The organism is Escherichia sp. E1130 (assembly GCF_005781065.1).
Taxonomy (GTDB): domain Bacteria; phylum Pseudomonadota; class Gammaproteobacteria; order Enterobacterales; family Enterobacteriaceae; genus Escherichia.
This window is the reverse complement of the sequence record NZ_VATL01000016.1, coordinates 38,175-64,562: the sequence shown is the minus strand read 5'-3', so window position 1 is coordinate 64,562 and position 26,388 is coordinate 38,175. Positions and strand designations below refer to the sequence as shown.

Genomic DNA, 26,388 nt, shown 5'->3' with positions numbered 1-26,388 from the left:
ATTCCTGTTGCGTAAATCTCGCTACGCAGAATCTTCATCTTTTCAGGTACAAACGCTTTTATTGCTACATTTGTATAACATACACAGCGCAACGCTATCGACCATAAAGGTGGCATATGGTGTGATCGGGGTTCAATAAATTGCGAAACAAGGTATACTCCAGCAGTTTCCTAAGATGTTTATTGTACTAAACGCTCCCGTAAGAGGACGCTACTGCGCACCTATGACACAATTCGCTTCTCCTGTTCTGCACTCGTTGCTGGATACAGATGCTTATAAGTTGCATATGCAGCAAGCCGTGTTTCATCACTACTATGATGTGCATGTCGCGGCGGAATTTCGTTGCCGTGGTGACGATCTGCTGGGTATTTATGCCGATGCTATTCGTGAACAGGTTCAGGCGATGGAAAACTTGTGCCTGCGGGATGATGAATATCAGTGGCTCTCTGCCCTGCCTTTCTTTAAAGCCGACTATCTCGACTGGCTGCGTGAATTCCGCTTTAATCCGGAACAGGTCACTGTTAGCAACGATAACGGTAAGCTGGATATTCGTTTAAGCGGTCCGTGGCGTGAAGTCATCCTATGGGAAGTTCCTTTGCTGGCGGTCATTAGTGAACTGGTACATCGCTATCGCTCACCGCAGGCCGACGTTGCGCAAGCCCTCGACACTCTGGAAAGCAAATTAGTCAACTTCTCGGCGTTAACCGCCGACCTTGATATGTCGCGCTTCCATCTGATGGATTTCGGCACTCGCCGCCGTTTTTCTCGCGAAGTACAAGAAACCATCGTTAAACGTCTGCAACAGGAAAAGTGGTTCGTTGGCACCAGTAATTACGATCTGGCGCGTCGCCTTTCCCTTACGCCGATGGGAACCCAGGCACACGAATGGTTCCAGGCACATCAGCAAATCAGCCCGGACCTTGCCAACAGCCAGCGAGCTGCACTTGCTGCCTGGCTGGAAGAGTATCCCGATCAACTGGGGATTGCGTTAACCGACTGTATTACGATGGATGCATTCTTACGTGATTTCGGCGTGGAGTTTGCCAGCCGCTATCAGGGCTTGCGCCATGACTCTGGCGACCCGGTAGAATGGGGCGAAAAAGCGATTGCACATTATGAGAAACTGGGGATTGACCCGCAAAGCAAAATACTGGTTTTCTCCGACAATCTGGATTTACCTAAAGCGGTTGAGCTTTATCGCCACTTCTCTTCTCGCGTGCAATTAAGTTTTGGCATTGGTACACGCCTGACTTGTGATATTCCTCAGGTAAAACCCTTGAATATCGTGATTAAACTGGTGGAGTGTAACGGTAAACCGGTGGCGAAACTTTCTGACAGCCCTGGCAAAACTATCTGCCATGACAAAGCGTTTGTCCGCGCGCTGCGTAAAGCATTCGACCTTCCGCACATTAAAAAAGCCAGTTAATATCATCAGGGAGCCATAACGGCTCCCTTTTTTGCCTTTTATTCCGAAATCTTTTGCCCCATCTGCGAATTCTGCTTGTCTGATTGCAGATGCCAGGTAACATAGGTATCCCCCCATTGACGGGTGGACAAGTGTTTATTTTTTCCGACTATTAACAGAGAGAATATTATGAGCGTTGTGCCTGTAGCCGACGTACTCCAGGGCCGCATAGCCGTTGACAGCGAAGTCACCGTGCGCGGATGGGTACGTACCCGCCGAGATTCAAAAGCTGGCATCTCCTTCCTCGCCGTTTATGACGGTTCCTGCTTTGATCCTGTACAGGCTGTCATCAATAATTCTCTGCCCAATTACAATGAAGACGTACTGCGTCTGACCACCGGTTGCTCGGTCATTGTGACGGGTAAAGTCGTGGCATCGCCGGGCCAGGGGCAACAATTTGAAATTCAGGCCAGCAACGTTGAAGTTGCCGGTTGGGTTGAAGATCCAGACACTTACCCGATGGCCGCAAAACGCCACAGCATCGAATATCTGCGTGAAGTCGCTCACCTGCGTCCGCGTACCAACCTGATTGGCGCTGTAGCACGCGTTCGCCACACGCTGGCACAGGCACTGCATCGCTTCTTTAACGAGCAGGGCTTCTTCTGGGTTTCTACGCCGCTGATTACCGCGTCCGATACCGAAGGCGCTGGCGAGATGTTCCGCGTTTCAACGCTGGATCTGGAAAACCTACCACGTAACGATCAGGGCAAAGTCGATTTCGATAAAGACTTCTTTGGTAAAGAGTCTTTCCTGACCGTATCTGGTCAGTTGAACGGCGAAACCTATGCCTGTGCGCTATCGAAAATTTATACCTTCGGCCCGACATTCCGTGCTGAAAACTCCAACACCAGTCGTCACCTGGCGGAATTCTGGATGCTGGAGCCAGAAGTCGCGTTTGCTAATCTGAACGATATCGCCGGTCTGGCTGAAGCCATGCTGAAATATGTCTTCAAAGCAGTTCTCGAAGAACGTGCTGACGACATGAAATTCTTCGCTGAACGCGTGGACAAAGATGCTGTAAGCCGCCTGGAACGTTTCATTGAAGCAGACTTCGCCCAGGTTGATTACACCGAAGCAGTCACCATCCTTGAAAACTGCGGTAAGAAATTTGAAAACCCGGTTTACTGGGGCGTCGATCTCTCTTCTGAGCACGAGCGTTATCTGGCGGAAGAACACTTTAAAGCACCGGTAGTGGTTAAAAACTATCCGAAAGACATTAAAGCGTTCTATATGCGCCTTAACGAAGACGGTAAAACCGTTGCCGCAATGGACGTTCTGGCGCCGGGTATCGGTGAGATCATTGGTGGTTCGCAGCGTGAAGAGCGTCTGGACGTGCTGGACGAGCGCATGCTGGAGATGGGCCTGAACAAAGAAGATTACTGGTGGTATCGCGATCTGCGTCGCTACGGTACTGTTCCACATTCCGGTTTCGGTCTTGGCTTTGAACGCCTGATTGCCTACGTGACCGGCGTACAGAACGTGCGTGACGTGATTCCTTTCCCACGTACTCCGCGTAACGCCAGCTTCTAATTCACTTCCTGAAAGAGCCAGCGCACGCTGGCTCTTTTTTATCCCCTTCTGTCAAGTTATCTGTTTGTTAAGTCAATCAATCTATTTGCAACCCCTCAAGGCCCCTCTTCCTGTTACGGAATATTTCTCTGAAATATTTGCGAACAAAAAATTAACCCACAGTCTTATTGCGGATTAGCAATTTCTTAGCTGATAGCACAATTTTTATACTTATTTTTGGCTTTCTGGACGCCTGAAAGCGTGATTCAGTGAGACTGCGGGGAACAATGATCAGAAAGAAAATTTTCGTTTAGTTAATTTAAACATAAGGAAATCATATAAATAGATCAAATTCACTGCAAATATCATTAAAGTCCAATGGAAATATGACGGCGTTCACAAAGTCCCTTAAATTTTACCATTGGTTACACATTTTTGCTTTTTGTAACTATATCTTTATCTTTGTAGCACTTTCACGGTAGCGAAACGTTAGTTTGAATGGAAAGATGCCTGCAGATACATAAAACACCAAACTCTCATCAATAGTTCCGTAAAGATTCATTTACAGAACTTATTGGCGGCAGTGGCAGGTGTTATAAAAAAAACCATGAGGGTAATAAATAATGATGAAGCGCAATATTCTGGCAGTGATTGTCCCTGCTCTGTTAGTAGCAGGTACTGCAAACGCTGCAGAAATCTATAACAAAGATGGCAACAAAGTAGATCTGTACGGTAAAGCTGTCGGTCTGCATTATTTTTCCAAGGATAACGGTGAAAACAGTTACGGTGGCAATGGTGACATGACCTATGCCCGCCTTGGTTTTAAAGGGGAAACTCAAATCAATTCCGATCTGACCGGTTACGGTCAGTGGGAATACAACTTCCAGGGTAACAACTCTGAAGGTGCTGACGCTCAAACTGGCAACAAAACCCGTCTGGCATTCGCTGGTCTGAAATACGCTGACGTAGGTTCTTTCGATTACGGTCGTAATTACGGTGTTGTTTATGACGCACTGGGCTACACCGATATGCTGCCAGAGTTCGGTGGCGATACCGCATACAGCGATGACTTCTTCGTTGGTCGTGTAGGCGGCGTTGCTACCTACCGTAACTCCAACTTCTTTGGTCTGGTTGATGGCCTGAACTTCGCTGTTCAGTACCTGGGTAAAAACGAGCGTGATACTGCACGACGTTCTAACGGCGACGGTGTTGGCGGTTCCATCAGCTACGAATTCGAAGGCTTTGGTATCGTTGGTGCTTATGGTGCAGCTGACCGCACCGACCTGCAAGAAGCTCAGCCTCTCGGCCAGGGTAAAAAAGCTGAACAGTGGGCAACTGGTCTGAAGTATGATGCAAATAACATCTACCTGGCTGCAAACTACGGTGAAACCCGTAACGCCACCCCGATCACTGGTGGCTTTGCCAACAAAACGCAAGACGTTCTGTTAGTTGCGCAATACCAGTTTGACTTTGGTCTGCGTCCGTCCATCGCTTACACCAAATCTAAAGCGAAAGACGTAGAAGGCATCGGTGATGTTGATCTGGTGAACTACGTTGAAGTGGGCGCAACCTACTACTTCAACAAAAACATGTCCACCTATGTTGACTACATCATCAACCAGATCGATTCTGACAACAAACTGGGCGTAGGTTCTGATGATACCGTTGCTGTAGGTATCGTTTACCAGTTCTAATAGCAGACCTCTTTGTTAAATGCCGAAAAAACAGGACTTTGGTCCTGTTTTTTTATGCCTTCCAGAGCAATCTCACGTCTTGAAAAAACAGCCTGCGTTTTCATCAGTAATAGTTGGAATTTTGTAAATCTCCCGTTACCCTGATAGCGGACTTCCCTTCTGTAACCATAATGGAACCTCGTCATGTTTGAGAACATTACCGCCGCTCCTGCCGACCCGATTCTGGGCCTGGCCGATCTGTTTCGTGCCGATGAACGTCCCGGCAAAATTAACCTCGGGATTGGTGTCTATAAAGATGAGACGGGCAAAACCCCGGTATTGACCAGCGTTAAAAAGGCTGAACAGTATCTGCTCGAAAATGAAACCACCAAAAACTACCTCGGCATTGACGGTATTCCTGAATTTGGTCGTTGTACTCAGGAACTGCTGTTTGGTAAAGGTAGCGCCTTAATCAATGACAAACGCGCACGTACAGCCCAGACCCCAGGTGGTACCGGTGCATTACGTGTAGCTGCCGATTTCCTGGCAAAAAATACCAGCGTTAAGCGTGTGTGGGTGAGCAACCCAAGCTGGCCAAACCATAAGAGCGTATTTAACTCTGCGGGTCTGGAAGTTCGTGAATACGCTTATTACGATGCAGAAAATCACACTCTGGACTTCGACGCTTTAGTTAACAGTCTGAACGAAGCTCAGGCTGGTGACGTTGTCCTGTTCCACGGCTGCTGCCATAACCCTACCGGCATCGATCCTACACTGGAGCAATGGCAAACACTGGCGCAGCTTTCTGTTGAGAAAGGCTGGCTGCCGCTATTTGACTTCGCTTACCAGGGTTTCGCCCGTGGTCTGGAAGAGGATGCTGAAGGTCTGCGCGCTTTCGCGGCTCTGCATAAAGAGCTGATCGTCGCCAGTTCCTACTCTAAGAACTTTGGCCTGTACAACGAGCGTGTTGGCGCTTGTACTCTGGTTGCCGCAAACAGTGAAACTGTCGATCGTGCATTCAGCCAGATGAAAGCAGTAATTCGCGCAAACTATTCTAACCCACCGGCTCACGGGGCTTCGGTTGTTGCTACGATCCTGAGCAACGAGGCTTTGCGTGCGATCTGGGAACAAGAGCTGACCGATATGCGCCAGCGCATTCAGCGTATGCGTCAGTTATTTGTTAATACACTGCAGGAGAAAGGCGCAAACCGCGACTTTAGCTTTATCATCAAACAGAATGGTATGTTCTCTTTCAGTGGCCTGACAAAAGAACAGGTACTGCGTCTGCGTGAAGAGTTTGGCGTGTACGCTGTTGCTTCTGGTCGCGTAAACGTGGCCGGAATGACGCCAGATAATATGGCGCCGCTGTGCGAAGCGATTGTGGCTGTGCTGTAAGCGTTAAAACCAATGAAGCCCGCTGAAAGCGGGCTGAGACTGATGACAAACGCAACATTGCCTGATGCGCTACGCTTATCAGGCCTACGCGTCCCCTGCAACATTTTGAATTTGCACGATTTTGTAAGCTGGATAAGGTGCTCGCGCCGCATCCGGCATAAACAAAGCACACTTTGTCAGAAATCCAGGCCCGCATTGAAAGCGGGCTTTTTTATGCGCTTTTACCAGACGGGCATTTCGTCTTGCAGGAAGGGGTTATGCAGGCGCTCATAACCAAGAGTGGATAATGGTCCGTGACCAGGAATAAATGTCACGTCATCCCCCAATGGCAGCAATTTATCTTTGATTGAAGAAATTAGTTGATTGTGATCGCCTCGTGGGAAGTCACTGCGCCCTACTCCGCCTTTGAAAAGGACGTCGCCAGAAATCAACAGTTTTGCCTGATTATCAAAGAAAACCACATGGCCTGGCGTATGCCCTGGGCAATGTAACACCTGTAAAGTCACATTCCCTATGCTGATAGTGTCGCCTTCATTCAGCCAGCGATCTGGTGTTAATGGCTGACACTCTTCCAGGCCAAACATGCGACTCTGCGCAGGCAAGCCTTGCAGCCAGAACTCATCTTCTTTTTCCGGGCCAAGCACTGGCACACCGTAGTGTTGTGCCAGTTCCGCCGCTGCGCCAACGTGGTCCAGATGACCATGCGTCAGCAGGATCTGCATTAGCGTCAGGCCGCTGGCGTCAACTTCCTGTTTGATTTTTTCCGCATCGCCACCCGGATCGACCAGTGCGGCCAGGCGAGTTTGCTCACACCAGATCAATGAACAGTTCTGGGAAAATGCGGTGACCGGAATAATACGATAATTCATACTGCCCCTGTTTCGTTAAGCGATTGTTACCAGTGCCGCGCTGGCCCGGTATCAATATGCACAAAGTTACTGCGTGGGTAATATCCTACACCACCTGCGCGCATAGATAACGCTGCTTTGCGTATATTGCTTAACGCAATACCTTCAATATGGAAGTCCATCGCCTGCCCTTTAGTGTGATAGCTTTTCTTTGCTACTCCACGGCTGTGGGCGCGTAATTCATTATTGGTGTCAATCGAACGGTAGCCAGAAATGAGCTGTACTGGCTTGCGAGTGCCTAACAACCCTTGCAGGCGATATAACTGGTCGAATAATCCTGGGTCGATGGACCTTATTTTGTTCGCGCGGAAATCGCGGAAAAAATGGTTTAGTTTTGCCAATTCTTCCTGAATATAGCCTCTGCCATCGAAAAACTCCGCCTTAATTGACTCTCCGGTATGGAGATTGTTAAGTGTCAAAATGCGCGGACGTGGGGTAGAGAGTGTCGCAAATGAAGGCGTCGGCAGGATGGCGGCACCAAGTGCAACACCACCAAGCGCCAGTAGTTTGCGGCGATTAGCGTCGAATTTGTCCATGATAATCAAGTCTACAGGTCAATGTTATCGTTTATATGCACTTCTGGCGCACAAGAGGCACCTTAACCGCCCATAAAGCTGACGTCAAGATGACTCCCCCCCAGCAGCGACGGGGGCTACAGAGAATAGCCCCCGAAAATGCTAATTATTACGACAACAGATTTTCCCGAACTACTTCATTTACCTGATTAATTGTTCCGCTTTTGAGACAATTTGCGAGCTGGATCGTGCCGGCAGATCATAATTGTAAATATCTGTACGATATTGGGTTCGACCATCTGCACCAACAAAAGCGGTCAGATAGTAAAGATTAACCGGTATCGATTGACGAATATTAACGTAACGGGTATCACCCCTCTTCAGAGCATCGGAGATACGCTTGTCATTCCAGCCAGCATCCTGCAGCAGCATATTTGCCAGATCCGACGCCTTATTCACCCGCACACAGCCAGAACTCAACGCGCGCGTTTCACGTTTGAAAAGATTGTGATTCGGCGTGTCATGCAAATAGATAGCGTCTGAACTCGGCATATTAAATTTATACCGTCCTAGCGAATTTCGCGGGCCAGGAGCTTGCTGGAAGCGGAACGGCAAATTCGATGCGGTTATCGTCGACCAGTCAATCTGCCACGGGTCAAGCGCATCTTTGCTGTTCCAGCCGCGCATAACCGTATAGCCATGGCTTTCAAGATAACCGGGATCGTTACGCACCTTTGGCAGAATATCTTTGCGTGCCAGCGTCGGTGGTACGTTCCACGGCGGGTTTACCACCACATTGTTTAAGGCACTGCTCATCATCGGCGTTTTGCGATCGGGACGACCGACAATGACCCTTGAATCCAGCACTTGATTGCCGTTCTGATAATAGACCAGCGAATAGGCCGGAATGTTAACCATGATGCCAGTAGAAAGCTCGGATGGCAGCAAGCGCAATCGCTGGATATTGAGCGCCAGCACGCCCGCTCGCTGTGCAGGCGTGACGTTTAACCAGTCTCGCGTTGCCGGGCCAATAGAGCCATCTGCCCCTAAGCCTTGCCATGCCTGAAAACGTTTCACGGCTTCCACCAGCTCATTATCATAGGCAGCTCGGACGGCTGGCGCAGGTTTACTGCGAGCTGTAGTTTGCTTACCCATCGGCTTAGTTTCGGCTGTTTCAATTGCAGCGGCAGACGGACTAACTACCGCGCCTGTCGATGTTTCATCGCCCGGCAGTGCTATTTTCGGCCCACCTTCGAGCATACCTGTACGCTGCAAAATCTCGCGCAGCGCCGGGACGTCGTTACTCCATTGACCAGGGCGTAGCGTTGCTTTACCGGTCAGTTGCGGCCACGGTTTGGAATCACTCAATAAGTTCAGCAAAGATTCATGCATTGCTGAATATTGCGGATGCTGTGGTGCCAACCCTGTGACAAACGTGGTCAGTTGACCGTTATCCAGCGCCACCTGCCAATGGTTAATGACCGAGAGCGGCGGTGTTGAGAGCGCATAAGGTTTACTGCTGTACAGCCAGCGGGTACCTTTGACCGGAATGTTTGCGACGAAATGGAGATACCCCATCATTGCATCCGATAGCACCACATCACGTGCCATACCGTTAACGCCAGGGTCAGTCAGTAACTCCACCCATTTGTTAAACTGCGGTTGAAAACCGGCAATCGCCACTTCCGCCAACTGCTGCTGGAAAGCTTTAACTGCATCACGATTTTCCCACATCGGCTGCATATCGCGTGCTGCATACAAGAGTTGAAGCTGGTTAAGATAAACCGGCTTATAACCTGCAGGTAATTGTGATTCAATTTGCGTGCGGGCCTTTTCTGCCGCACCTTCAGGTAGCGGTTGGATCCCCGCCATTATTGCCGTGGCTTGCGCCTGCGGCAGTACATCTCCCTGTTCACTTACAGCCACCGGGCTGTCACCAGGGATAACCTCAGGCTCATCAGCCTGCACACTGAACAGTGGAGCGAATGTTACGGCCAGGCACAAACTGATTGCCGAAAGCCGACGACCACACATCATGTTAAGCAACATCCCTTGCCCCCTGTTTTTATCATACTCTGAATAGCCAGGCTGTTTTATCTTAACTGCCTTTACAACGCCAATACTCATGAAAGTATGACGAGCAAGCCTGTTACTTATCAAGCTTACCTTCAGTATATAAACGTCGGTACGTTTTTACACAACCTAATGTAAAGAAGTTTAAAGAAAAGCGCGCCATAATGCGGCATTTTTTTAGTGCAGAAACGGAGTTTTTCGAAAAAAAAAGGCGGCATCGCTGCCGCCTTGAACTTAACTTGCCTGAGAAGGCGCTTCATCCGTTCCTGGAAGCGTTTCAGGGAGTTGCGGCGCAAATCCTCGCAGGCCGACTACGTGAACGTGTTCGGTATTCTGGAAGACTTTACGCACCAGTTTATAGGTGGTGCCTTTCTCCGGGCTGATATTTTCAGGTGCCGCGATGATGAGCTGCATTTGCAAACGCTCACACAATTCAAACAGCGTGGCGATGGAACGGGCATCCAGTCGCGCAGCTTCATCAAGGAATAGCAGACGGCAAGGAGAGATATCTTTACCGCGCAGGCGGCGAGATTCATCTTCCCAGCTCTGTACCACCATCACCAGAATCGACATACCCGTACCGATAGCCTCACCGGTCGACAGTGCGCCAGACTCCGCGCGCAACCAACCATCGGAACCACGGTTAACCTCAACTTCCATCTCCAGGTAGTTACGGTAATCCAGAAGTTCTTCACCAATGGTTTGCGGCGTGCGCTGACCCATATCAATTTGTGGATTAAGTCGCTGATACAGTTTTGCCAGAGCTTCCGAGAAGGTTAGACGGTTGCTCTTGAACAGATCCTGATGTTGCTCATGCTGTTCTGAAAGCACGTCAAGCAGCATGGCGTGGGTTTCACGCACGTTCACGTTCAGACGCACACTGTTCACCTGACCGAACGATACGCTCTGCAAGCCCTGGTTGAGCATGCGGATGCGGTTCTGTTCGCGCTGAATGGTTTTGCGAATGATGTTCGCCACACTGCGGGAGCTGATCGCCAGTTTCTGTTCGCGAGAAGTTAACTCTTCGGTCAGACGGCTAAGTTCGATTTCCATCTGCTCGATAGCTTCCACCGGATCATCGGTACGAATAATATCCTGGCGAATACGTTCGCGCAGATGCTGATAAACCGCCACGAAGAACTGGATTTTGCGCTCAGGTCGTTTTGGATCTTCCGACATGCGCAGCACGTCGCGCAGATGTTCGTTATCCGCCACCGCCAGACGCAGCGCACCTAACGCCTTATCCGACATGGAACGTAAATCATCGGCAGAGAGATAAGCCAACTCACGACGGTGTAAGCGGCGTTCAACGCCATTATCTTTCACCATGCGCATTACCGCACACCAGCCCGCTTTGGCGGTCACTACCTGCTCGCGCATCTCAAAGTAATCACGTTCCAGCTTGCGCAGTTTGCGGGTCAGGTTGTCCATCTCCGCTTCGCAGAAGGTCAGCGCTTTTTCCAGTTGATTGCGGCGTGAACGGTTATTGCTCAGTTGCGCGTGCAGCTCGTCACGGCGAATACGCGCCCGCTCTTCTGCCCCGCTATCGGCACGCACGCCGATATCCTGTAGTTCTCGTTGTAGATCGTTAAGCAGCTCTTTTTTGGTGTCGTAAGAACTTTTCAGCGAAGCCAGTACCTGGTTGTACTGACTCAACTGCGCAGCGTGGCCGCGCAACGCTTCACGAGCACGAGTACGTTCCGCTTCCGCCTGCTCCAGACGTTCGCGCAGTTTTTCGTTGAGATCGCTGTTCCCACTCAGCATTTCTGCCGAGTCAGAGTAGCTAAAGTGCGCACGACGCTGTACCACTTCAGTCAGGGCAAATGCCTGTTGACGGGCATCGCGCTGCATCTGCTGAGAATACGCGTAATCTTCTTTTAACTGTTCGAACTGTTCCGGGTCGCTCTGCAACACAGAAACGATCGGCTCCAGTTTCGCCAGTTGATTGCCAAACTGCTGAACAAAACGCGCGGCTTCCTGAGCTTCATCAAGACGTTCGCGGATTTCATCGACACGATCCGCCAGTGAGTCATCCGCTAACAGGTTGAGACGCGGCAGGATACGGTTCAGTGCCGCAACGCCCTCTTTCGCCTGCTCAAACTGAATTCGCTGCTGCTGGTTATCATTTTCATGATTACTCAACGCCCGCTCCAGTTCGACACGACGGCTGTTCAGTTGGCGAATTTCGGCTTCTGGATCGGACTCAAACGCCACTGCCAGATGGCTGCCAATAAAGCGGCTGAATGCCTGATGCAGTCGCTGGGTTTTCTGAACATCAAAGGAGAGCGTAGCAAAGCGTTCAGAAAGCAATTCGCGCTCGGCGTGCAGGCTTTCGATCCGGCTTTCACGCGCCGCGCGACCAAACAGCGGCACTTCCGGGAAGCGCGAGTAACGCCACTGACGCTCGGCGGTTTTCACCACCACCGCTTTTTCCAGCTCATCGACGTTGAACACGCTATCATCGAACGACTGCGGATCCCCCTCGATCAAGTAGAGATCTTCCGGACAATCGGTTAAGCCTTCCAGCTGTTCGGCCACCTGAGACAGATCCGGCACCACAATGGCGTGGCGAGACGGGCCATACAGCGCCGAGAAGTACGGCGCATCTTCCAGGCTAACGTCGTCATAAATTTCTGACAGCAGCACGCCGCCAAAACGCTCGGCCAGCGCATTCAGACGCTGGTCTTCGGAGCCGCCTGGCTGGCTTAAACGTTCGATCTCTTCATCGACAGCGTTTTTGCGCGCGCCCACTTCATCACGTTCAACAATCGCTTCGCGCTCACGCTCCAGCAGTTGTTGCAGATATTCGGTGACATCCTGGCTGCAGGTGAACTCTTCACCGCACTGCTCGCTCAACTGATTGAGGCTGTTTTGCGCTGCCAGCCAAACCGGCGCACGCTGCATCAGGCTCTGAATACGAGATTGCAGCTGTTCCTGTTCCTGACGCAGTGCCATACGCTCTTCACGGGCGTTGGAAACGCTGTCAGAAAGAGAGGCAATACGCGCTTCCAGTTCCTGATGCAGGGCTTCCAGTTCGTCGATATCAAAATTCTTGCCCTGACGTTTGCAGAAATCTGCCAGCAGACGTTCAGCTTCTTGCTGCTCGCGCAGACGCTGTTCCAGTTCGCTTAAGCGCATCCGCAGTGGCTGAACCTGCTCTGCCAGGTGACGCTGATCGACCCCTTCGCGCAGCAGTTCGCGGGCGACATCCCACGCCTCGTTACGCGCCAGCGGGCCGTTGATTGCAACCACCAGCTGATAAGCCTGCTCAAACTGGCTGTGCGCAGTTTGCGCCATGCTCATTTTCTGCTCAAGAGAGAGCATTTTTTCGGTCGCTTCCAGCTCTTTCGCCTGGAAGGTTTCCAGCCATTCGGCGGCGCTGTCGGCGGTTAAGTCCGGCAGATGGCACAGTTCTTTGGCGCGATTAAGCGCAGCAATCGCCTGGTTGTACTGGATCGCACGCGTTTGCTGGACGTCCAGCGCCTGCTGGTAGTCAGCAAGCTGACTTTTCAGCTCGTCCACTTCCAGTTCGGCGGCTTCCGCGCGCGCTTCGTTATCTTCCTGGCGCTCGATGGCTTCTGCCACCACTTCATTTTGCTCTTCGAGACGGATCTGCAGTTCATCGAGGTCCGCTTCGTAGCGTTCGATTTTCTCCTGCTGACGCAAAGCGGTTTGCACCAGGTTCAGGTGATCGCTGGCCGCCTGATAATCCGCTTCCAGATCGCCCTCGGCACCGTTGTGCTCTGCCAGTTCACGCGCCATATCGACATGTTTGTACTGCTCCGCCGCCAGTTGCTGACGCGAAGTATGTAGCTCGCGACGAAACTCCAGGGCCTTATCGAGATGGACACGGCGCTCGTTGGCGTGACGCATGTAGTCCGCCGCCACGTAGTTGGTGGCTTCGCTGATCAGATGTTTAAACAGGTCGCGGTCCGACTGGGTGACGCGAATCGCTTCCAGCGTCATACGGTTTTCACGCAGCGCCGCTTCCATGTCCTGGAACGCTTTACGCACACCGCTGTTTTCCGGCAGCAGGTAGTCGCGCAGAGAACGGGTAATGGCACTGGAGATCCCGCCGTACAGCGAAGCTTCGATCAGACGATAGAATTTGCTACGGTCAGATGCGGAGCGCAGACGACGCGCGATGATGCCCAGATCGAACATCAGCGAGTGGTAATCGGTAATGGAGTTGAACTGTTTAAACTGCACGCCTTCCATCGCCTCGAGCTTGTCTTTCAGCTCGTTAAGCGGCAGCACGCGCGCCTGACGTTCGTTCAGGGATTCGGTCACCAGCTGTGTCGGCTGCACCGACATCGGCAGTCCCTGAATGGCAAACGGCTTGATATCCACTTTACGATCGCGTCCGGCAACCTGTTGCAGACGCACACCGACCACCACGCGCTGGTGGCGCGAGTTAATGGTGTCGAGCATCGAATAACAGACACCCGCTTTCAGCTTACCGTGCAGACCTTTATCGCGCGAACCGCTGGTAGCCCCGGCTTCCGTGGTGTTACGGAAATGCAGCAGGGTCAAGTCGGGAATGAGCGCCGTAACAAACGCCGCCATCGTGGTGGATTTACCCGCACCGTTACCGCCGGAAAGCGTCGTGACCAACTCATCCAGGTCAAAGGTGCGAGCAAAAAAGCCGTTCCAGTTAATCAGCGTCAGTGAGCGAAATTTACCGCGTTCAATCATTATTCTTCCTCTCCGCTATCTGGCTGATTCTCTTCAGTTTCGTCATTGAGTTGCAGGTGATTTTCCAGCGACATTGCTTCACCATCGCGAATCAGACGACGTTGTGCTTCACGCGGATCGTCGCCCGCACGCACATCGGCACCAAAACGGAACACCGATTCGGTAATGCGGAACTTGCTGCTGTCGTGGCCCATAAACCACACCATGCCTAAGCGACGCAGACGGTTGAGCGAAGAGCGTACTTTTTCCTGCAATTTCTGGCGGTCAACGTCTGAACCAGTAGAACGATTGTTCACCAGTTTCAGCAATTTTGCTTCATCGGCCAGGGTGAGCAGTTCGTCATACAGTTCCTGCTGGGTAAAGATTCCCTCGTTCGCCAGCCGTTCCGGGCTGAGATAGAGATAACAGAGGATTTTCCCGACCATCATGTCCAGTTCCGACAACACGGAACGTGGGATGATGGTGGTGGAACGTGGACGTAAATAGAAGAAACCTTCCGGCGCGCGGATTAGCTCCACGTTATAACGCGCGTAAAATTCTTCCAGATATTCCTGAAAATCCATCAGGAAAGCATGATTATCCAGTTCGTCGAGGCCAATATGGCGGCCTGAACGTAAGGCGCTATCCAGCGCCGGAAATAACGGATTCGCCAGCGCCTGCGCCAGCTTAACCGGCATCACTTGTTCAATATTTGTCGATGACATGCGCCTGTACCTTGGCTCCGTAATCATTAATCGGCTGCCATTTCGCTGGCAGTCCGGTGAAGTCTGCTTGCGCTACGCCGAGGCGTACCGCCTGATCAATAACAATACGCGCGACGTCAAAGTGACGCGCACGCGGATACTGCGCCAAATATTCGCGTACCACCAGACCAAGATCCAGCGGTACTTGTCTGGTTTTATAGACGGCGAGCTGCTCTTCGATAATCGCTGCGAGTTGTTCGCGGATCTCGTTAAACTCTTCGTACTCTAAATCTGGCGGAAGTTCCCCGGTCACTTCTTCATCGCGCAGTGCCATCTCTTCGTCACGCATATCCAGCAGACGATCGGCATTGGCGTAAGTCAGCGCCCACGGCTCATCAAAATAGGTTTGTACCGACTGGCGTAAACGCTGGGCAAAGACGCGGTTTTTATCCATATCGATAGCGGTACGAATAAATTTGTGTACGTGGCGATCGTAGCCAATCCACAAGTCGATGGATTGCTGGCCCCAACTGATAATACGGTCGAGTTTGCTCTGCAGATCGAACACCAGGCGATCGACAAAATGCAGATCGTCATGGGTCATCGTCGCATCCTGAATGCGCAACAGATTGGCCTGGAGTTTGTCGCCTGCCGCTTCCAGCGTATCCTGCAATTCACGCAGCGTTCCGGAAGTTTCCGAAAGCAACAATTCACAGCTGGAGATCGCCGCCCGCCAGTCTTTATTCAGCAACTGAGCGATATCGTCCTTCACCTGCTGCTGCTGTTCGTCCATCAGACGTTGCGTCAGGTCGATGCTGTCGAAAATTTCCGCTACCGAATATTTCAGCGGCGCATAGACGTTGCGGTGCCAGTGAAATTCATCACCGCCCTCTTCGGCGGCATCGGCTGCACGTTTTAACTCACCCGCCACAATCGACAACTGCATAGAAAGGCGCAACGTAGAAAACTCGCGCTGACGGATGTAGTAGTCAGTAATGCCGATGCCGAGCGGCGTCAGGCGATAAATAGCATTCCCTTCCGCCTGCTCGCTGGTAAAGCGGTTCAGCAGACGTTGACGCACCATATCGTTGATCGCGTTGTTGGCGCGCACGCCGATGGTTTCGCTGGTTTGCTCAAACGCATCACTCACATGGCGGAACGCATCCACCAGCTCGCCTTCACTCATCTCACCATCAAGACGCTCACCATTCAGCGTGGCAACAGCCAGCAGAAAAGAGAGTCGGTCTACCGGCAGCGAGATGGAGAAGTCATTTTTTCTGGCCCAGGCAACCAGTTCGGGGACTGTCTGGGATAATTCACTCATACTTTATCCTTGCTCTGCGGTTTGTGCGCGGTGACATGAATATAACGCCCCAGGTTAATATACGGTTCCTGACGGCAATAACGCGTTTCTAATTCAAGTAATGCTTCATAGCTGTCGCGCTGTTGGTGCTTTTCACGCAGATAATCATGAAACACGCGAACGCCTGTCTTACCCATAATTTGCCAACCAGCTTCTTCCAGCCACAGATAAACCTGCGCCGGGTCGCGTGGATAATCTGGCGAAAGCGTCCGTTTTTTCTTTTTCGGCATTCCCGCCTGCACGTAATCAAAATTCCCGGCGACCATGTTATGCATCAGCAAGCCGTGCGCATTGTAGAACATTAACGACAACACACCGCCTGGACGCAACACGGACCACAGGGTCTGTAATACGCTGCGGGGATCGGCCACCCACTCCAGCACCGCATGGAACAATATCAGATCAACGGGCGTTTCCAAATGTGAAGCAACATCCTGAGCGGCGCAATGTATAAATTGCATTTTGTCGCTCACACCTTTTGCTTCTGCCGCCTGTTTTGCGCGGTCGATCATCTGCGCAGAGAGATCGCATAAAATGACCTGATGCCCGCGCTCGGCCATTTTGATTGCGGTCTGCCCTTCACCGCCACCGGCATCCAGCACACGCAGTTTTTGCGCGCCCATTTCCGCCAGCACGCGATCGAGATCTTGCCACAGAATAGCCTGTCGAAGCTGCCCTTTGGTGGTGCCGTAAATGTTACGGGAAAACTTTTCCGCAATATCATCAAAATTGCGATCCTGCATTGCTTTCTCCACCGGTTGGCTAAGACGTTTTCTGATAAAGACGCTATTTTGTCACAGCCACGGCGAGAATGAACCCGTCTGGTGTAATATCGCTGGCGATCCCTTGCTATATGGTCAAAAAAGGAACCAGAAAGGATGCTTTTTACGCTGAAAAAAGTGATTGGCGGCATGCTGCTGCCACTTCCGCTGATGTTGTTGATTATTGGTGCTGGCCTGGCGCTGCTGTGGTTTAGCCGTTTTCAAAAAACCGGGAAGATTTTTATTAGCATTGGGTGGCTGGCGCTCTTGTTATTGAGTTTGCAACCGGTAGCCGACCGCCTGCTGCGTCCCATCGAAAGCACCTATCCGACATGGAATAATTCGCAAAAAGTGGACTATATCGTGGTGCTCGGAGGTGGTTATACCTGGAACCCGCAGTGGGCACCGAGCTCTAATTTAATCAATAACAGTTTGCCGCGCCTGAATGAAGGTATTCGCTTATGGCGCGAAAATCCGGGATCAAAGCTGATCTTCACGGGAGGCGTAGCAAAAACCAATACGGTGAGTACAGCGGAAGTAGGTGCCAGAGTGGCGCAATCGTTGGGTGTCCCACGCGAGCAAATTATCACACTGGATTTACCAAAAGATACCGAAGAAGAAGCTGCCGCAGTGAAACAGGCGATTGGCGATGCCCCTTTCCTGCTGGTGACATCTGCGTCTCATTTGCCACGCGCGATGATCTTTTTTCAGCAGGAAGGGCTAAATCCGCTGCCAGCCCCGGCGAACCAGTTGGCAATCGACTCGCCGCTTAATCCGTGGGAACGGGCAATCCCCTCTCCGGTCTGGTTAATGCATAGCGACCGCGTTGGCTATGAAACGCTTGGCCGCATCTGGCAGTGGCTAAAAGGTACGTCAGGCGAGCCACGGCAGGAGTGATTTAGTCGCCAGATCAAAGTTGCTACGGTTAAACCGCCCGGTATTGACCAGTTGCGCAACTTCATCCCATAACACATACAGCCAACGCCGCCAGATGAAAGACTCCGCCACTGGCGCGCGTTGAAGGTAACTCCAGAGCAAATCTTCCGCCAGGGTGTTATCCATCAACCGGAATAATTCATACTCACGCGGTGCCCAGAGCATTAACCCCGGTCCGACCATCGCCAGGAGCTGATCGCTACGGGAATCTTTCAGCATGCTACGCAAACAGAAATTGCCGTGAATCAGCACACAATTATCGTTAAAACCTTCAAACAACACCGGCAGACATTCACGAGTGCGAAACAGAATCCGCTTATCCTGCATGGTTAAACCTGTGTTATTGAACTGATTGAGCGTCGCCCACAGCATTTCAACGTGCTGACGATACCAGGAAGGCCAGAAATTTTCCTGAGTATTGTCAACCGCGCCAACACATCCGCGGCTGTCCTGACGGTGCCAGGCCAGCAATGCTTCAACAATTTGATCTTTCAGATGTTCCCAGCGCTCTGGCGTTCTTGCGGGGGCTTCCACAGAAACACCGCGCATCCGCTCCAGCAACAAGACATCGGGACCGGGATGTTCTTCATGCGTCATCACGCCATAGATAGTCGGCATGCGAACAGTCCCGCTCCGAGCCAGCATGGTGGTTTTCCATGCCAGCTGTCTGGCCTGCCCCGGGGTAGAAAAACTTCGCGCCATGAGCGGCATCGGGTTTCCCTGGCTGTCATACAACGCCCACAGAGTTGTGTCTGCTTTTTCATTCACACACTCTATACGACTCAATCTTTCGCCCAGTAAATGGCTTAGTTCGGCACGCAGCTGTTCCATTCAGATTACCCTCATAAAAGCTACTGCTTTCATAATGAGCGCCAATGTAAAAGATGTCACCTGAATGAGATCAATTGTTGAAGGGAAAAAATGAAGAGAATCGTAACGATACGACACTCCTCCCAAAATTGAGATGGAGTGTCGTGGGGAAAAATTAAGCCATTTCAGCGCGAACACGCTCAAGATCTTCGGGAGTATCTACACCGGTGCCAGGAACCTCCTGGGCGACAGCAACATGGATTTTTTCTCCATACCACAGCACACGAAGCTGTTCTAACATTTCGATATGTTCTAACGGGCTTGGCTGCCAGTTAACATAGCGGCGGATAAAACCTGCACGATAGCCATAAATGCCGAGATGGCGCAGGAAGTTATCTCCTACGGTTTCCAGACCTTTCGCAAAACGGTCACGATCCCACGGGATAGTGGCACGCGAGAAGTAGAGCGCATAACCTTCGGCGTCGAGAACAACTTTAACCGCATTCGGGTTAAAGGCTTCTTCCGCACTGTGGATAGGCACAGCCAAGGTCGCCATTCCAACCTGACGCTGGGCAAGGTTATCAGCAACCTGACGAATGATTGTCGCGGGGATCATCGGTTCATCACCCTGCACATTCACAATCACCGTGTCGTCGCTGAACGCGCATTTTTCGACAACCTCCGCCAGGCGTTCTGTACCTGACTGGTGATCTGCACGCGTCATGCATACTTCACCGCCAGCAGCTTCAACAGCGCGGGCGACATCCTCATGATCGGTTGCGACGATGATGCGCTCGGCACCTGATTCGCGCGCGCGTTCGAGTACATGAACAATCATAGGTTTGCCGTTAATATCGACCAGCGGCTTACCTGGCAGACGCGTGGAAGCGTAGCGCGCGGGAATAATGACCACAAAACTCATGATTTACTCTCATCAGCAGTCAGCACGCGGGCTTCCGTTTCCAGCAGCACTGGAATGCCATCGCGCAGCGGAAAAGCCAGGTTGTCCAGTTTGCAAATAAGTTCTTGTTTTTCCTGGTTATACCAAAGTTTGCCGTTGCAAACCGGGCAGGCAATGATTTCAAGCAGACGATGATCCATAGTTCCTCCAGATGGATCGGGTTATGAATGCATAAATCTTATCATAATCATTTATGCGTCGGGGTCTATTTCCCAGCCAGTGCGGTAATCGGTAAAGAAACCGTGCGGGCAGCGCCCTATTGTTACTCGCGTTGCCTGCTGCCAGTGAGCAAAATCCGTAATCGCCTGACGCAGCCCTTTTTGAAGGGTCACTGTTGGTTTTACCCCATCCTGTAGCCAGAGAGAGAGCACTTCAAAGATGCCAGTCTGGCGATGCATCTTAGAATCCATTCGCCCAACTAATTGCCCACGATGCAATAACGGTAGAACGAAATAACCATACTGGCGTTTGGGCGCTGGCGTGTAGCACTCCAGCCGGTAGCTAAAATCAAAAAGTTGCTCCGCCCGTTTACGATCCCAGACAACAGGATCAAAAGGCGAAAGTACCGCGCTGTGCGTTGCAGTGAGCTTTCCGGCGAGCGCACGTTCGAGTAGCGGCAGCAAATCAGCATGCAGCCAAAGATTACCCAATTTTTCAACATGCACAGCAATGATTTGCTGCTGTTCAGCCCTCGCTTCGCGCCACGCCGCCAGCGCCGGACGTTTCAGCCGGTAGTAATCCGCCAGCCACTGTTCGCGAAATATTCCCAGGCTGCGCGCACTGTTATCCAGCATGATGATTTCTGCTTCTGTTTGCGAAATGAGATCTCGCTCATCATCCCAGTCAGGCATGACACGGTGGGTTAAATCATAAACGCGCTGGAAGTTGCGCCGTTCAATCACCATCACCTTTCCGGCGGTAAAGAGCCCTTCCAGATGCCGTTTATGCGGCTTCCACTCCCACCAGCCGCTCGCCCCTTTACGAGGATGCTCAAAATCGGCTGAACGTACCGGCCCCTTATCATGAATATGCTGAATTAACTGTTCAATTTCCGCCACATGTTCCTGCATCCAGGCATCTTTGTATTTCCAGCCCATTTTTTCAGGTGCCAGCATGCGGTGGCGAATAAGACGAAAATCGCTACGCGGCATAAAGCAGGCTTCATGCGCCCAGTATTCCATTAATTCGCCACACGCCAGAGACTCATCCAGCCACTGCGCAGGATAATTTCCCAGACGACTGAAAAGCACCAGATATGGACTACGGGCAACAATATTGATGGTATCGATTTGCAGCAAGGACATGCGAGAAATGGTAGCCAGAATATCTTCCGGCGACGCGCGACGACGGGGCTTGTTTAACAGCCCTTGCGCGGTGAGATGAAGATTTCGTGCATCGGTGAGGGAGAGATAAGGCAGCGTCATTCATTGCTCCGTCAATTAAACGCTGCCGCGGCTGAATTAGTTGCCAGAAGCCAGCGAGGAAAGTTGTGCGAGCAGTTTCTCTGGTTCATCGCCCGTAAGCTGTGCGTCAACGGGCAAATACCACCAGTTTTCTTCTGCAAAAGCCCGACATTTCACCGCATCTTTTTCAGTCATGACCAGTGTTTGCCCGGCGCTTAATAGTGCGCTGACATCCGCATGATTCAAAGATTGATGATCTGCCAGCGGCACACATTTTTCCGGTTGTATACCGCACATCTTTAGTGTGGCAAAAAATCGCGGCGGGTGACCAATCCCCGCCATCGCCACCACATGTTCAAGCTGAGCAACATCACAACGCGTACCGGTACGTAAATTCACCGCCTGACCCGGCAGCAGATGCATGGGGATTTCACCGCTGCGGGGGACACCGCCGTTGACGATTACCGCATCAACCGATTTTAAGCGCCCCGCGCGCTCGCGCATTGGCCCCGCCGGCAACCACCAGCCATTGCCAAAGCGACGCACGCCATCGATGACGACGATTTCCACATCACGCGCCAGACGATAGTGCTGTAAACCGTCATCAGTCACGATAATCTGCACATCGGGATATTGCGCCAGAATGGCTTTTACCGCATCTGAACGGACAGGAGAAACTGCAACAGGTGCACCCGTACGCTGATAAATCAGCACCGGTTCATCGCCCGCCTGTGCGGTGGTGGTATCTGCCGACAATAACAGCGGATACGACTCAGCTTTACCGCCATAGCCCCGTGACACTACGCCAACACGAATACCGCGCTTTTGTAGTTGTTCCACCAGCCAGACAACCACCGGAGTTTTTCCGTTGCCGCCTGCGGTGAGATTACCAACCACGACAACCGGTACGGGGGCTCGCCAGGCGCGCTTCAGTTTTAGTTTATAGCAAAGACGGATAGCGCCACTCACCAGGCCATACAACCAGGAGAGTGGCAGCAATAACCGCCACAAAGGGGATTCACCAGACCAGATTTTTTCGATCATTGGCCAAACTGCATTTTATGAAGTTGCGCGTAGACTCCACGGTGCTCAAGCAAATCGTTATGCGTACCGCGTTCCACAATGATCCCGTCCTCGACGACCACAATTTCGTCTGCCTTTTCAATGGTAGACAAGCGGTGGGCAATCACCAGTGAGGTACGGTTTTTCTGCAACTCGTCCAGCGCCGCCTGAATCGCGCGTTCGGATTCGGTGTCCAGCGCCGAAGTGGCTTCATCCAGAATCAGAATTGGGCTATCACGCAGCAAGGCACGGGCAATGGCAATACGCTGGCGCTGGCCGCCAGAAAGCAACACGCCGTTTTCACCAATCACCGTATCAAGACCGTTATCCATCTTATTGATAAAGTCCATGGCATAGGCCATACGTGCCGCTTCTTCAATCTGCTCACGGCTGTACTGTTCAGTACGGGCGTAAGCAATGTTGTTGGCAACCGTGTCATTAAACAGATGGACATTCTGCGACACCAGAGCAACCTGGTTACGTAAAGACGCCAGGGTATACTCGCGCAGATCGTGACCATCCATCAGGATCTCGCCTTCATCGATATCATAAAAACGGGTGATCAGGCTGGCAATGGTCGATTTACCCGACCCAGAACGCCCTACCAAAGCCACTGTTTTCCCTGCCGGGATCTTCAGGTTGATATTACGCAGCGCAGGGACTTCACGCCCCGGATAGGTAAAAGTGACATTGCGGAATTCAACGTCACCAGTAGCACGCTCAATCTCGCGTTTACCTTCGTCTTTCTCCTGTTCACTATCCAGAATGGTAAACAGCGTCTGACATGCCGCCATCCCGCGTTGGAACTGGGCGTTAACGTTGGTCAGCGATTTCAACGGACGCATCAGTGCAATCATCGAAGAGAAGACGACAGTAATCGTACCGGCAGTCAGGCTATCCATCACGCTTGGGAAGCTCGCAGCGTAGAGAACAAATGCCAGCGCCAGAGAGGCGATCAGCTGAATGATCGGGTCAGAGATGGAAGAAGCAGAAACCATCTTCATCCCCTGCAAACGCATCTTGTTGCTGACCTTATCAAAACGCTTTGTTTCTACTTCCTGGCCGCCAAAAATCAATACTTCTTTGTGGCCTTTCAGCATCTGTTCAGCACTGGTGGTCACCTGCCCCATGGTGTTCTGCATGTTTTTACTGATGCTGCGAAAACGCTTCGATACGATACGAATCGCAATCGAGACAATCGGCGCCAACACAATCAAAATGATCGACAGCTGCCAGCTGTAATAGAACATCATGGCGAACAGACCGATAATGGAAGCACCTTCACGCACCACCGTAATCAGCGCGCCGGAAGATGACGAAGCAACCTGTTCAGAATCGTAAGTAATACGTGAAAGCAGTGTCCCGGTTGATTGTTTGTCAAAAAATGACACTGGCATTCCCATCATGTGGCCGAACAGACGTCGACGCATGGTCATAACCACTTTTCCTGATACCCAGGAGATACAGTAGCTGGAGATATAACTGGTGATACCACGTAAAATCATCAGGCCGATAACCACCAGCGGCATCCACATCAGCACGGAGCGATCTGTTTTACCAAAGCCATCATCGAGAAGCGGCTTAAGGAGCGATAACATGAAGGTATCGCTGGCTGCGTTGAGAATTAACGCTATGCCCGCCACGATCAGACCCGCTTTAAAAGGCGCAATGGTTGGCCACAGTCGGCGGAATGTCTGCCACGTAGAGAGATCTTTGTCGTTATGCATTCAAAAAACCAGCATTTGTTGAAATAGCCGCATATTCTACCCGTTATCCACTGGCACGCCAAACCACTGATGATACCAACGAGGTAAAATTTGCTCCCTTAGGCTGCTCACCCGCCAACCTTGCGCTGAAAAATAGACCGTTATTTGCCCCTGATGTGGGGTATCAACCCATTGATATCCTTGTAGTTGATAGCGAAGTTTAACTTTACTGGAGGGCAATCGCCATGCGTTATAGCGCGATGCCGATGCCAGTGCCATTTTTCCATTTACCCGCTGAATCAATGGCACTGATGACGAGGTATTACTACCGTGATGGGGTACCTGAATCAAAGTTGCCTGAACCTGTTGCCAGTAATGACTTAGCATTTTTTGTTCAGCGGGGGCTTCAATATCGCCAGTCAAAAGAATGCTATGTGTTCCATCATCAACCTTAATCACACAGGAATGGTTATTTCCCTTTTCGTTACTCCCTTGCAAAGGCCAGTGCACACTAAACTGCAATCCTTGCCACTGCCACGCTTCGCCACGCACGCAGGGCTGATGATGCACCCAGTTTAAGGGGCTTCTTACCCATAACGTCGGCCAGGCATGTAATATCGAGTCCAGTCCACCCCGGTGATCAAGATGTTCATGACTAAGAATAACGCCTTCCGGTTCAAGGTCATGCCAGCGGAGCCAGGGAATAATCAGTTGTTGCCCACTGTCCCCCTCCGGCCAGGCGAGCCCTGTATCATAGAGAACCGCTTTACCGTTTCGAGCGATCACCATTGCCAGCCCTTGCCCGACATCAAGCATATAAACCTGCCACTCATCAGACCGTGGTTTTTGCCACAGTGGCCAACACATTATAATTCCTCCAGCCATACACACCGCAGGCAACGTTTGCCATGCGTTTAGTCGCCATATCACCAGTAATAACCAGGGCGAAAATGATAGCCATTGCCAACGTTCAGCAATGCTTATCCACCCTTCAGGCAAACTCTTTAACCCCCAAAAAAGTAAAGCTAAGGACCGATCGGCAAGAAACCATATACCTTGTTCCAGGATTAATGGCCCGATTAAATGCACAACCATCGCGGCGAGGATCAACGGAACCGAAATAAATGTCACTAAGGGAATAGCGAACAAATTTGCCATAAATGAAGTCAGACTAACGCCATGAAACATGACTATTTGCACCGGCATTAGCAGGAGTGTTATACCAAGTTGCAGATGGATAAGTGAAACAATAGATTGCAATACAGGCGGCAACGACCAGACTGGGCAGGGAAACCACTGATACCAAAATATCAGCGCGGCCACCGCTGCGGCAGAGAGCCACAAACTTTGCGAGAGGATAGCGACAGGATCCATCAGCAGAATTGCTGCCAGGCAGCATATCCACACATCCCAACCACTCCATTGCCGGCCGCTCAATTTGAGCGCTCCCCAGGTCGCAAGCGCCACCACGGTACGCAATGCAGGCGGCTGCATACCGGTAAGCCAGGCATAAAAAGCAGCGCAGCAAACTCCACCGATTAATGGCATCTGCCAGTAAATCCAACGCCCGGGGAGGAAAATTTGCCCGCCACGAATTAGCCCCGCAGCCAGTAATGCTGCAAAAGCGATGTGTAAACCCGATATCGCCATTAAATGTGCCGTACCAGTATCGCGCATTATATTTTTAATTTCTTTAGATACCGATAACCGTTCACCCATTCCTAAGCCGAGCATCACCGTCTGCCATGAATACGGCTGCAGCGTCGTTTGCAGGGATGCCAGATATTGCGCACGTAGGCTACAACCTGGTTCAATGACGCTTGCTTGCAGAAAACGTCCGGTAAGTGGCTGATGCTGGGCAATGGCATAACGCTGGCTGTCAAAGCCGCCATCATTAAGTTGACCATGAACAGCACGCACTTTGAGTTTCATCGACCATCGTTGCCCGGCGCATACCGATTGTGGCAAATATTCGCCATATAGCGCGATGCCTGGCGCGGGGAATAACCGCCGCCCTTGTAGATGAGTAATTTTCCCGTAATGCGTGGTCATGCCGTCAGTGGCGGTAATCTCGACGACTGCATCCTGCGTCGCGCCAGTTAAGTTTTCTCCTGCCCACAGAATTTGCTTCGCCGCCAACACGCCCCAAAGAAAAAACAGCAATGTCAGCGTGAAATAACGGACGACTTTAACAGGAATAAATGCCAGTACGCAGACGAATACAGTCAGACTCGCAAGAGTTAATGTCCCAGGCAACTGCGGCAAAATCAGCAGCGGAAAAATCCCGCAAATTATGCACAGGCTAACTGTCGTTATTTTCATGCACTCCTCCCTGTTTTTGGAAAGTGTGCAACTTTGTTGAGTGGTTGTCTGGCGGGAGTTTTGCGTTGCCAGAGACACGTTCAGAAGAATTTAGCAGGATGATGAAAACTGTACACAACTCTGCGAGACAGCTTCCAGAACCATATTG

19 protein-coding genes are annotated in these 26,388 nt (G+C 51.4%); 5 read left to right on the top strand and 14 right to left on the bottom strand.

The window, feature by feature from the left end; all coding sequences use genetic code 11:
- The first annotated feature begins 223 nt into the window (after nt 1-223).
- The 4 genes from pncB (at nt 224) to aspC (ending at nt 6,042) form a co-directional block, all read left to right on the top strand.
- Entirely contained in the window at nt 224-1,426 is a 1,203-nt protein-coding gene (gene pncB, locus FEK66_RS15635) for a nicotinate phosphoribosyltransferase (RefSeq protein ID WP_130205357.1), read from the top strand.
- A 168-nt stretch (nt 1,427-1,594) separates the two neighbouring features.
- Nucleotides 1,595-2,995 (top strand): asparagine--tRNA ligase, encoded by a 1,401-nt coding sequence (gene asnS, locus FEK66_RS15630; RefSeq protein WP_130205355.1) that lies wholly within the window; start codon nt 1,595-1,597, stop codon nt 2,993-2,995.
- A 602-nt stretch (nt 2,996-3,597) separates the two neighbouring features.
- Nucleotides 3,598-4,668 (top strand): porin OmpF, encoded by a 1,071-nt coding sequence (gene ompF, locus FEK66_RS15625; protein WP_130205353.1) that lies wholly within the window; start codon nt 3,598-3,600, stop codon nt 4,666-4,668.
- 183 nt (nt 4,669-4,851) lie between these two features.
- Nucleotides 4,852-6,042 carry an aspartate transaminase gene (gene aspC, locus FEK66_RS15620; RefSeq protein WP_135493629.1) on the top strand — a complete coding sequence of 397 codons (1,191 nt, stop codon included), beginning with the start codon at nt 4,852-4,854 and terminating at the stop codon, nt 6,040-6,042.
- 221 nt (nt 6,043-6,263) lie between these two features.
- On the opposite strand, the gene gloC is transcribed toward aspC, so the two are convergent.
- The 7 genes from gloC to cmoM all read right to left on the bottom strand — a co-directional run bounded on the left by gloC (nt 6,264) and on the right by cmoM (nt 17,022).
- Complete coding sequence (gloC, locus tag FEK66_RS15615) at nt 6,264-6,911, bottom strand: hydroxyacylglutathione hydrolase GloC (RefSeq protein WP_130205349.1); 648 nt, start codon at nt 6,909-6,911, stop codon at nt 6,264-6,266.
- A 26-nt stretch (nt 6,912-6,937) separates the two neighbouring features.
- Nucleotides 6,938-7,486, bottom strand: coding sequence for a YcbK family protein (locus tag FEK66_RS15610; RefSeq protein WP_130205347.1), 549 nt, complete (start codon nt 7,484-7,486; stop codon nt 6,938-6,940).
- A gap of 180 nt (nt 7,487-7,666) precedes the next feature.
- Nucleotides 7,667-9,514 (bottom strand): L,D-transpeptidase, encoded by a 1,848-nt coding sequence (gene ldtD / locus FEK66_RS15605; RefSeq protein ID WP_130260781.1) that lies wholly within the window; start codon nt 9,512-9,514, stop codon nt 7,667-7,669.
- A 258-nt stretch (nt 9,515-9,772) separates the two neighbouring features.
- On the bottom strand, nt 9,773-14,233 hold the full coding sequence (gene mukB, locus FEK66_RS15600; RefSeq protein ID WP_130258245.1) for a chromosome partition protein MukB: 4,461 nt from the start codon (nt 14,231-14,233) through the stop codon (nt 9,773-9,775).
- Nucleotides 14,233-14,937, bottom strand: coding sequence for a chromosome partition protein MukE (mukE, locus tag FEK66_RS15595; protein WP_010344468.1), 705 nt, complete (start codon nt 14,935-14,937; stop codon nt 14,233-14,235). The genes mukB and mukE overlap by 1 nt, the downstream gene beginning before the upstream one ends.
- Entirely contained in the window at nt 14,918-16,240 is a 1,323-nt protein-coding gene (mukF, locus tag FEK66_RS15590; protein WP_130205341.1) for a chromosome partition protein MukF, read from the bottom strand. The genes mukE and mukF overlap by 20 nt, the downstream gene beginning before the upstream one ends.
- Nucleotides 16,237-17,022, bottom strand: coding sequence for a tRNA uridine 5-oxyacetic acid(34) methyltransferase CmoM (gene cmoM / locus FEK66_RS15585; protein ID WP_130205339.1), 786 nt, complete (start codon nt 17,020-17,022; stop codon nt 16,237-16,239). Before cmoM ends, mukF begins: the two co-directional genes overlap by 4 nt.
- 135 nt (nt 17,023-17,157) lie before the next feature.
- Between cmoM and elyC the strand changes: the two genes are divergently transcribed.
- Nucleotides 17,158-17,937 carry an envelope biogenesis factor ElyC gene (gene elyC / locus FEK66_RS15580; protein WP_130260778.1) on the top strand — a complete coding sequence of 260 codons (780 nt, stop codon included), beginning with the start codon at nt 17,158-17,160 and terminating at the stop codon, nt 17,935-17,937.
- Here elyC and FEK66_RS15575 read toward each other — a convergent pair.
- The 7 genes from FEK66_RS15575 to FEK66_RS15545 form a co-directional block, all read right to left on the bottom strand.
- Nucleotides 17,914-18,807 (bottom strand): YcbJ family phosphotransferase, encoded by an 894-nt coding sequence (locus FEK66_RS15575; protein ID WP_130205335.1) that lies wholly within the window; start codon nt 18,805-18,807, stop codon nt 17,914-17,916. The two genes, elyC and FEK66_RS15575, sit on opposite strands and share 24 nt — an antisense overlap.
- Before the next feature lie 154 nt (nt 18,808-18,961).
- Complete coding sequence (kdsB, locus tag FEK66_RS15570) at nt 18,962-19,708, bottom strand: 3-deoxy-manno-octulosonate cytidylyltransferase (RefSeq protein ID WP_064528339.1); 747 nt, start codon at nt 19,706-19,708, stop codon at nt 18,962-18,964.
- Nucleotides 19,705-19,887 carry a protein YcaR gene (gene ycaR / locus FEK66_RS15565; protein ID WP_000350058.1) on the bottom strand — a complete coding sequence of 61 codons (183 nt, stop codon included), beginning with the start codon at nt 19,885-19,887 and terminating at the stop codon, nt 19,705-19,707. The genes kdsB and ycaR overlap by 4 nt, the downstream gene beginning before the upstream one ends.
- Nucleotides 19,888-19,938: 51 nt before the next feature.
- Nucleotides 19,939-21,171, bottom strand: coding sequence for a crosslink repair DNA glycosylase YcaQ (gene ycaQ / locus FEK66_RS15560; RefSeq protein ID WP_135493628.1), 1,233 nt, complete (start codon nt 21,169-21,171; stop codon nt 19,939-19,941).
- Between the two features lie 36 nt (nt 21,172-21,207).
- Nucleotides 21,208-22,194 carry a tetraacyldisaccharide 4'-kinase gene (gene lpxK, locus FEK66_RS15555; RefSeq protein WP_135493627.1) on the bottom strand — a complete coding sequence of 329 codons (987 nt, stop codon included), beginning with the start codon at nt 22,192-22,194 and terminating at the stop codon, nt 21,208-21,210.
- Complete coding sequence (gene msbA, locus FEK66_RS15550; RefSeq protein WP_130205329.1) at nt 22,191-23,939, bottom strand: lipid A ABC transporter ATP-binding protein/permease MsbA; 1,749 nt, start codon at nt 23,937-23,939, stop codon at nt 22,191-22,193. Before msbA ends, lpxK begins: the two co-directional genes overlap by 4 nt.
- 36 nt (nt 23,940-23,975) lie before the next feature.
- Nucleotides 23,976-26,240 carry a ComEC family protein gene (locus FEK66_RS15545; protein ID WP_138211496.1) on the bottom strand — a complete coding sequence of 755 codons (2,265 nt, stop codon included), beginning with the start codon at nt 26,238-26,240 and terminating at the stop codon, nt 23,976-23,978.
- Nucleotides 26,241-26,388: the final 148 nt, after the last annotated feature.

Bases quoted from the DNA above. Each gene is read 5' to 3' on its own strand.
- ldtD (WP_130260781.1), bottom strand. From the start codon at position 9,514: ATGTTGCTTAACATGATGTGTGGTCGTCGGCTTTCGGCAATCAGTTTG.
- mukF (WP_130205341.1), bottom strand. From the start codon at position 16,240: ATGAGTGAATTATCCCAGACAGTCCCCGAACTGGTTGCCTGGGCCAGA.
- FEK66_RS15545 (WP_138211496.1), bottom strand. From the start codon at position 26,240: ATGAAAATAACGACAGTTAGCCTGTGCATAATTTGCGGGATTTTTCCG.
- mukB (WP_130258245.1), bottom strand. From the start codon at position 14,233: ATGATTGAACGCGGTAAATTTCGCTCACTGACGCTGATTAACTGGAAC.
- elyC (WP_130260778.1), top strand. From the start codon at position 17,158: ATGCTTTTTACGCTGAAAAAAGTGATTGGCGGCATGCTGCTGCCACTT.
- kdsB (WP_064528339.1), bottom strand. From the start codon at position 19,708: ATGAGTTTTGTGGTCATTATTCCCGCGCGCTACGCTTCCACGCGTCTG.
- asnS (WP_130205355.1), top strand. From the start codon at position 1,595: ATGAGCGTTGTGCCTGTAGCCGACGTACTCCAGGGCCGCATAGCCGTT.
- msbA (WP_130205329.1), bottom strand. From the start codon at position 23,939: ATGCATAACGACAAAGATCTCTCTACGTGGCAGACATTCCGCCGACTG.
- gloC (WP_130205349.1), bottom strand. From the start codon at position 6,911: ATGAATTATCGTATTATTCCGGTCACCGCATTTTCCCAGAACTGTTCA.
- pncB (WP_130205357.1), top strand. From the start codon at position 224: ATGACACAATTCGCTTCTCCTGTTCTGCACTCGTTGCTGGATACAGAT.
- ycaQ (WP_135493628.1), bottom strand. From the start codon at position 21,171: ATGACGCTGCCTTATCTCTCCCTCACCGATGCACGAAATCTTCATCTC.
- ycaR (WP_000350058.1), bottom strand. From the start codon at position 19,887: ATGGATCATCGTCTGCTTGAAATCATTGCCTGCCCGGTTTGCAACGGC.
- FEK66_RS15575 (WP_130205335.1), bottom strand. From the start codon at position 18,807: ATGGAACAGCTGCGTGCCGAACTAAGCCATTTACTGGGCGAAAGATTG.
- cmoM (WP_130205339.1), bottom strand. From the start codon at position 17,022: ATGCAGGATCGCAATTTTGATGATATTGCGGAAAAGTTTTCCCGTAAC.
- lpxK (WP_135493627.1), bottom strand. From the start codon at position 22,194: ATGATCGAAAAAATCTGGTCTGGTGAATCCCCTTTGTGGCGGTTATTG.
- mukE (WP_010344468.1), bottom strand. From the start codon at position 14,937: ATGTCATCGACAAATATTGAACAAGTGATGCCGGTTAAGCTGGCGCAG.
- FEK66_RS15610 (WP_130205347.1), bottom strand. From the start codon at position 7,486: ATGGACAAATTCGACGCTAATCGCCGCAAACTACTGGCGCTTGGTGGT.
- ompF (WP_130205353.1), top strand. From the start codon at position 3,598: ATGATGAAGCGCAATATTCTGGCAGTGATTGTCCCTGCTCTGTTAGTA.
- aspC (WP_135493629.1), top strand. From the start codon at position 4,852: ATGTTTGAGAACATTACCGCCGCTCCTGCCGACCCGATTCTGGGCCTG.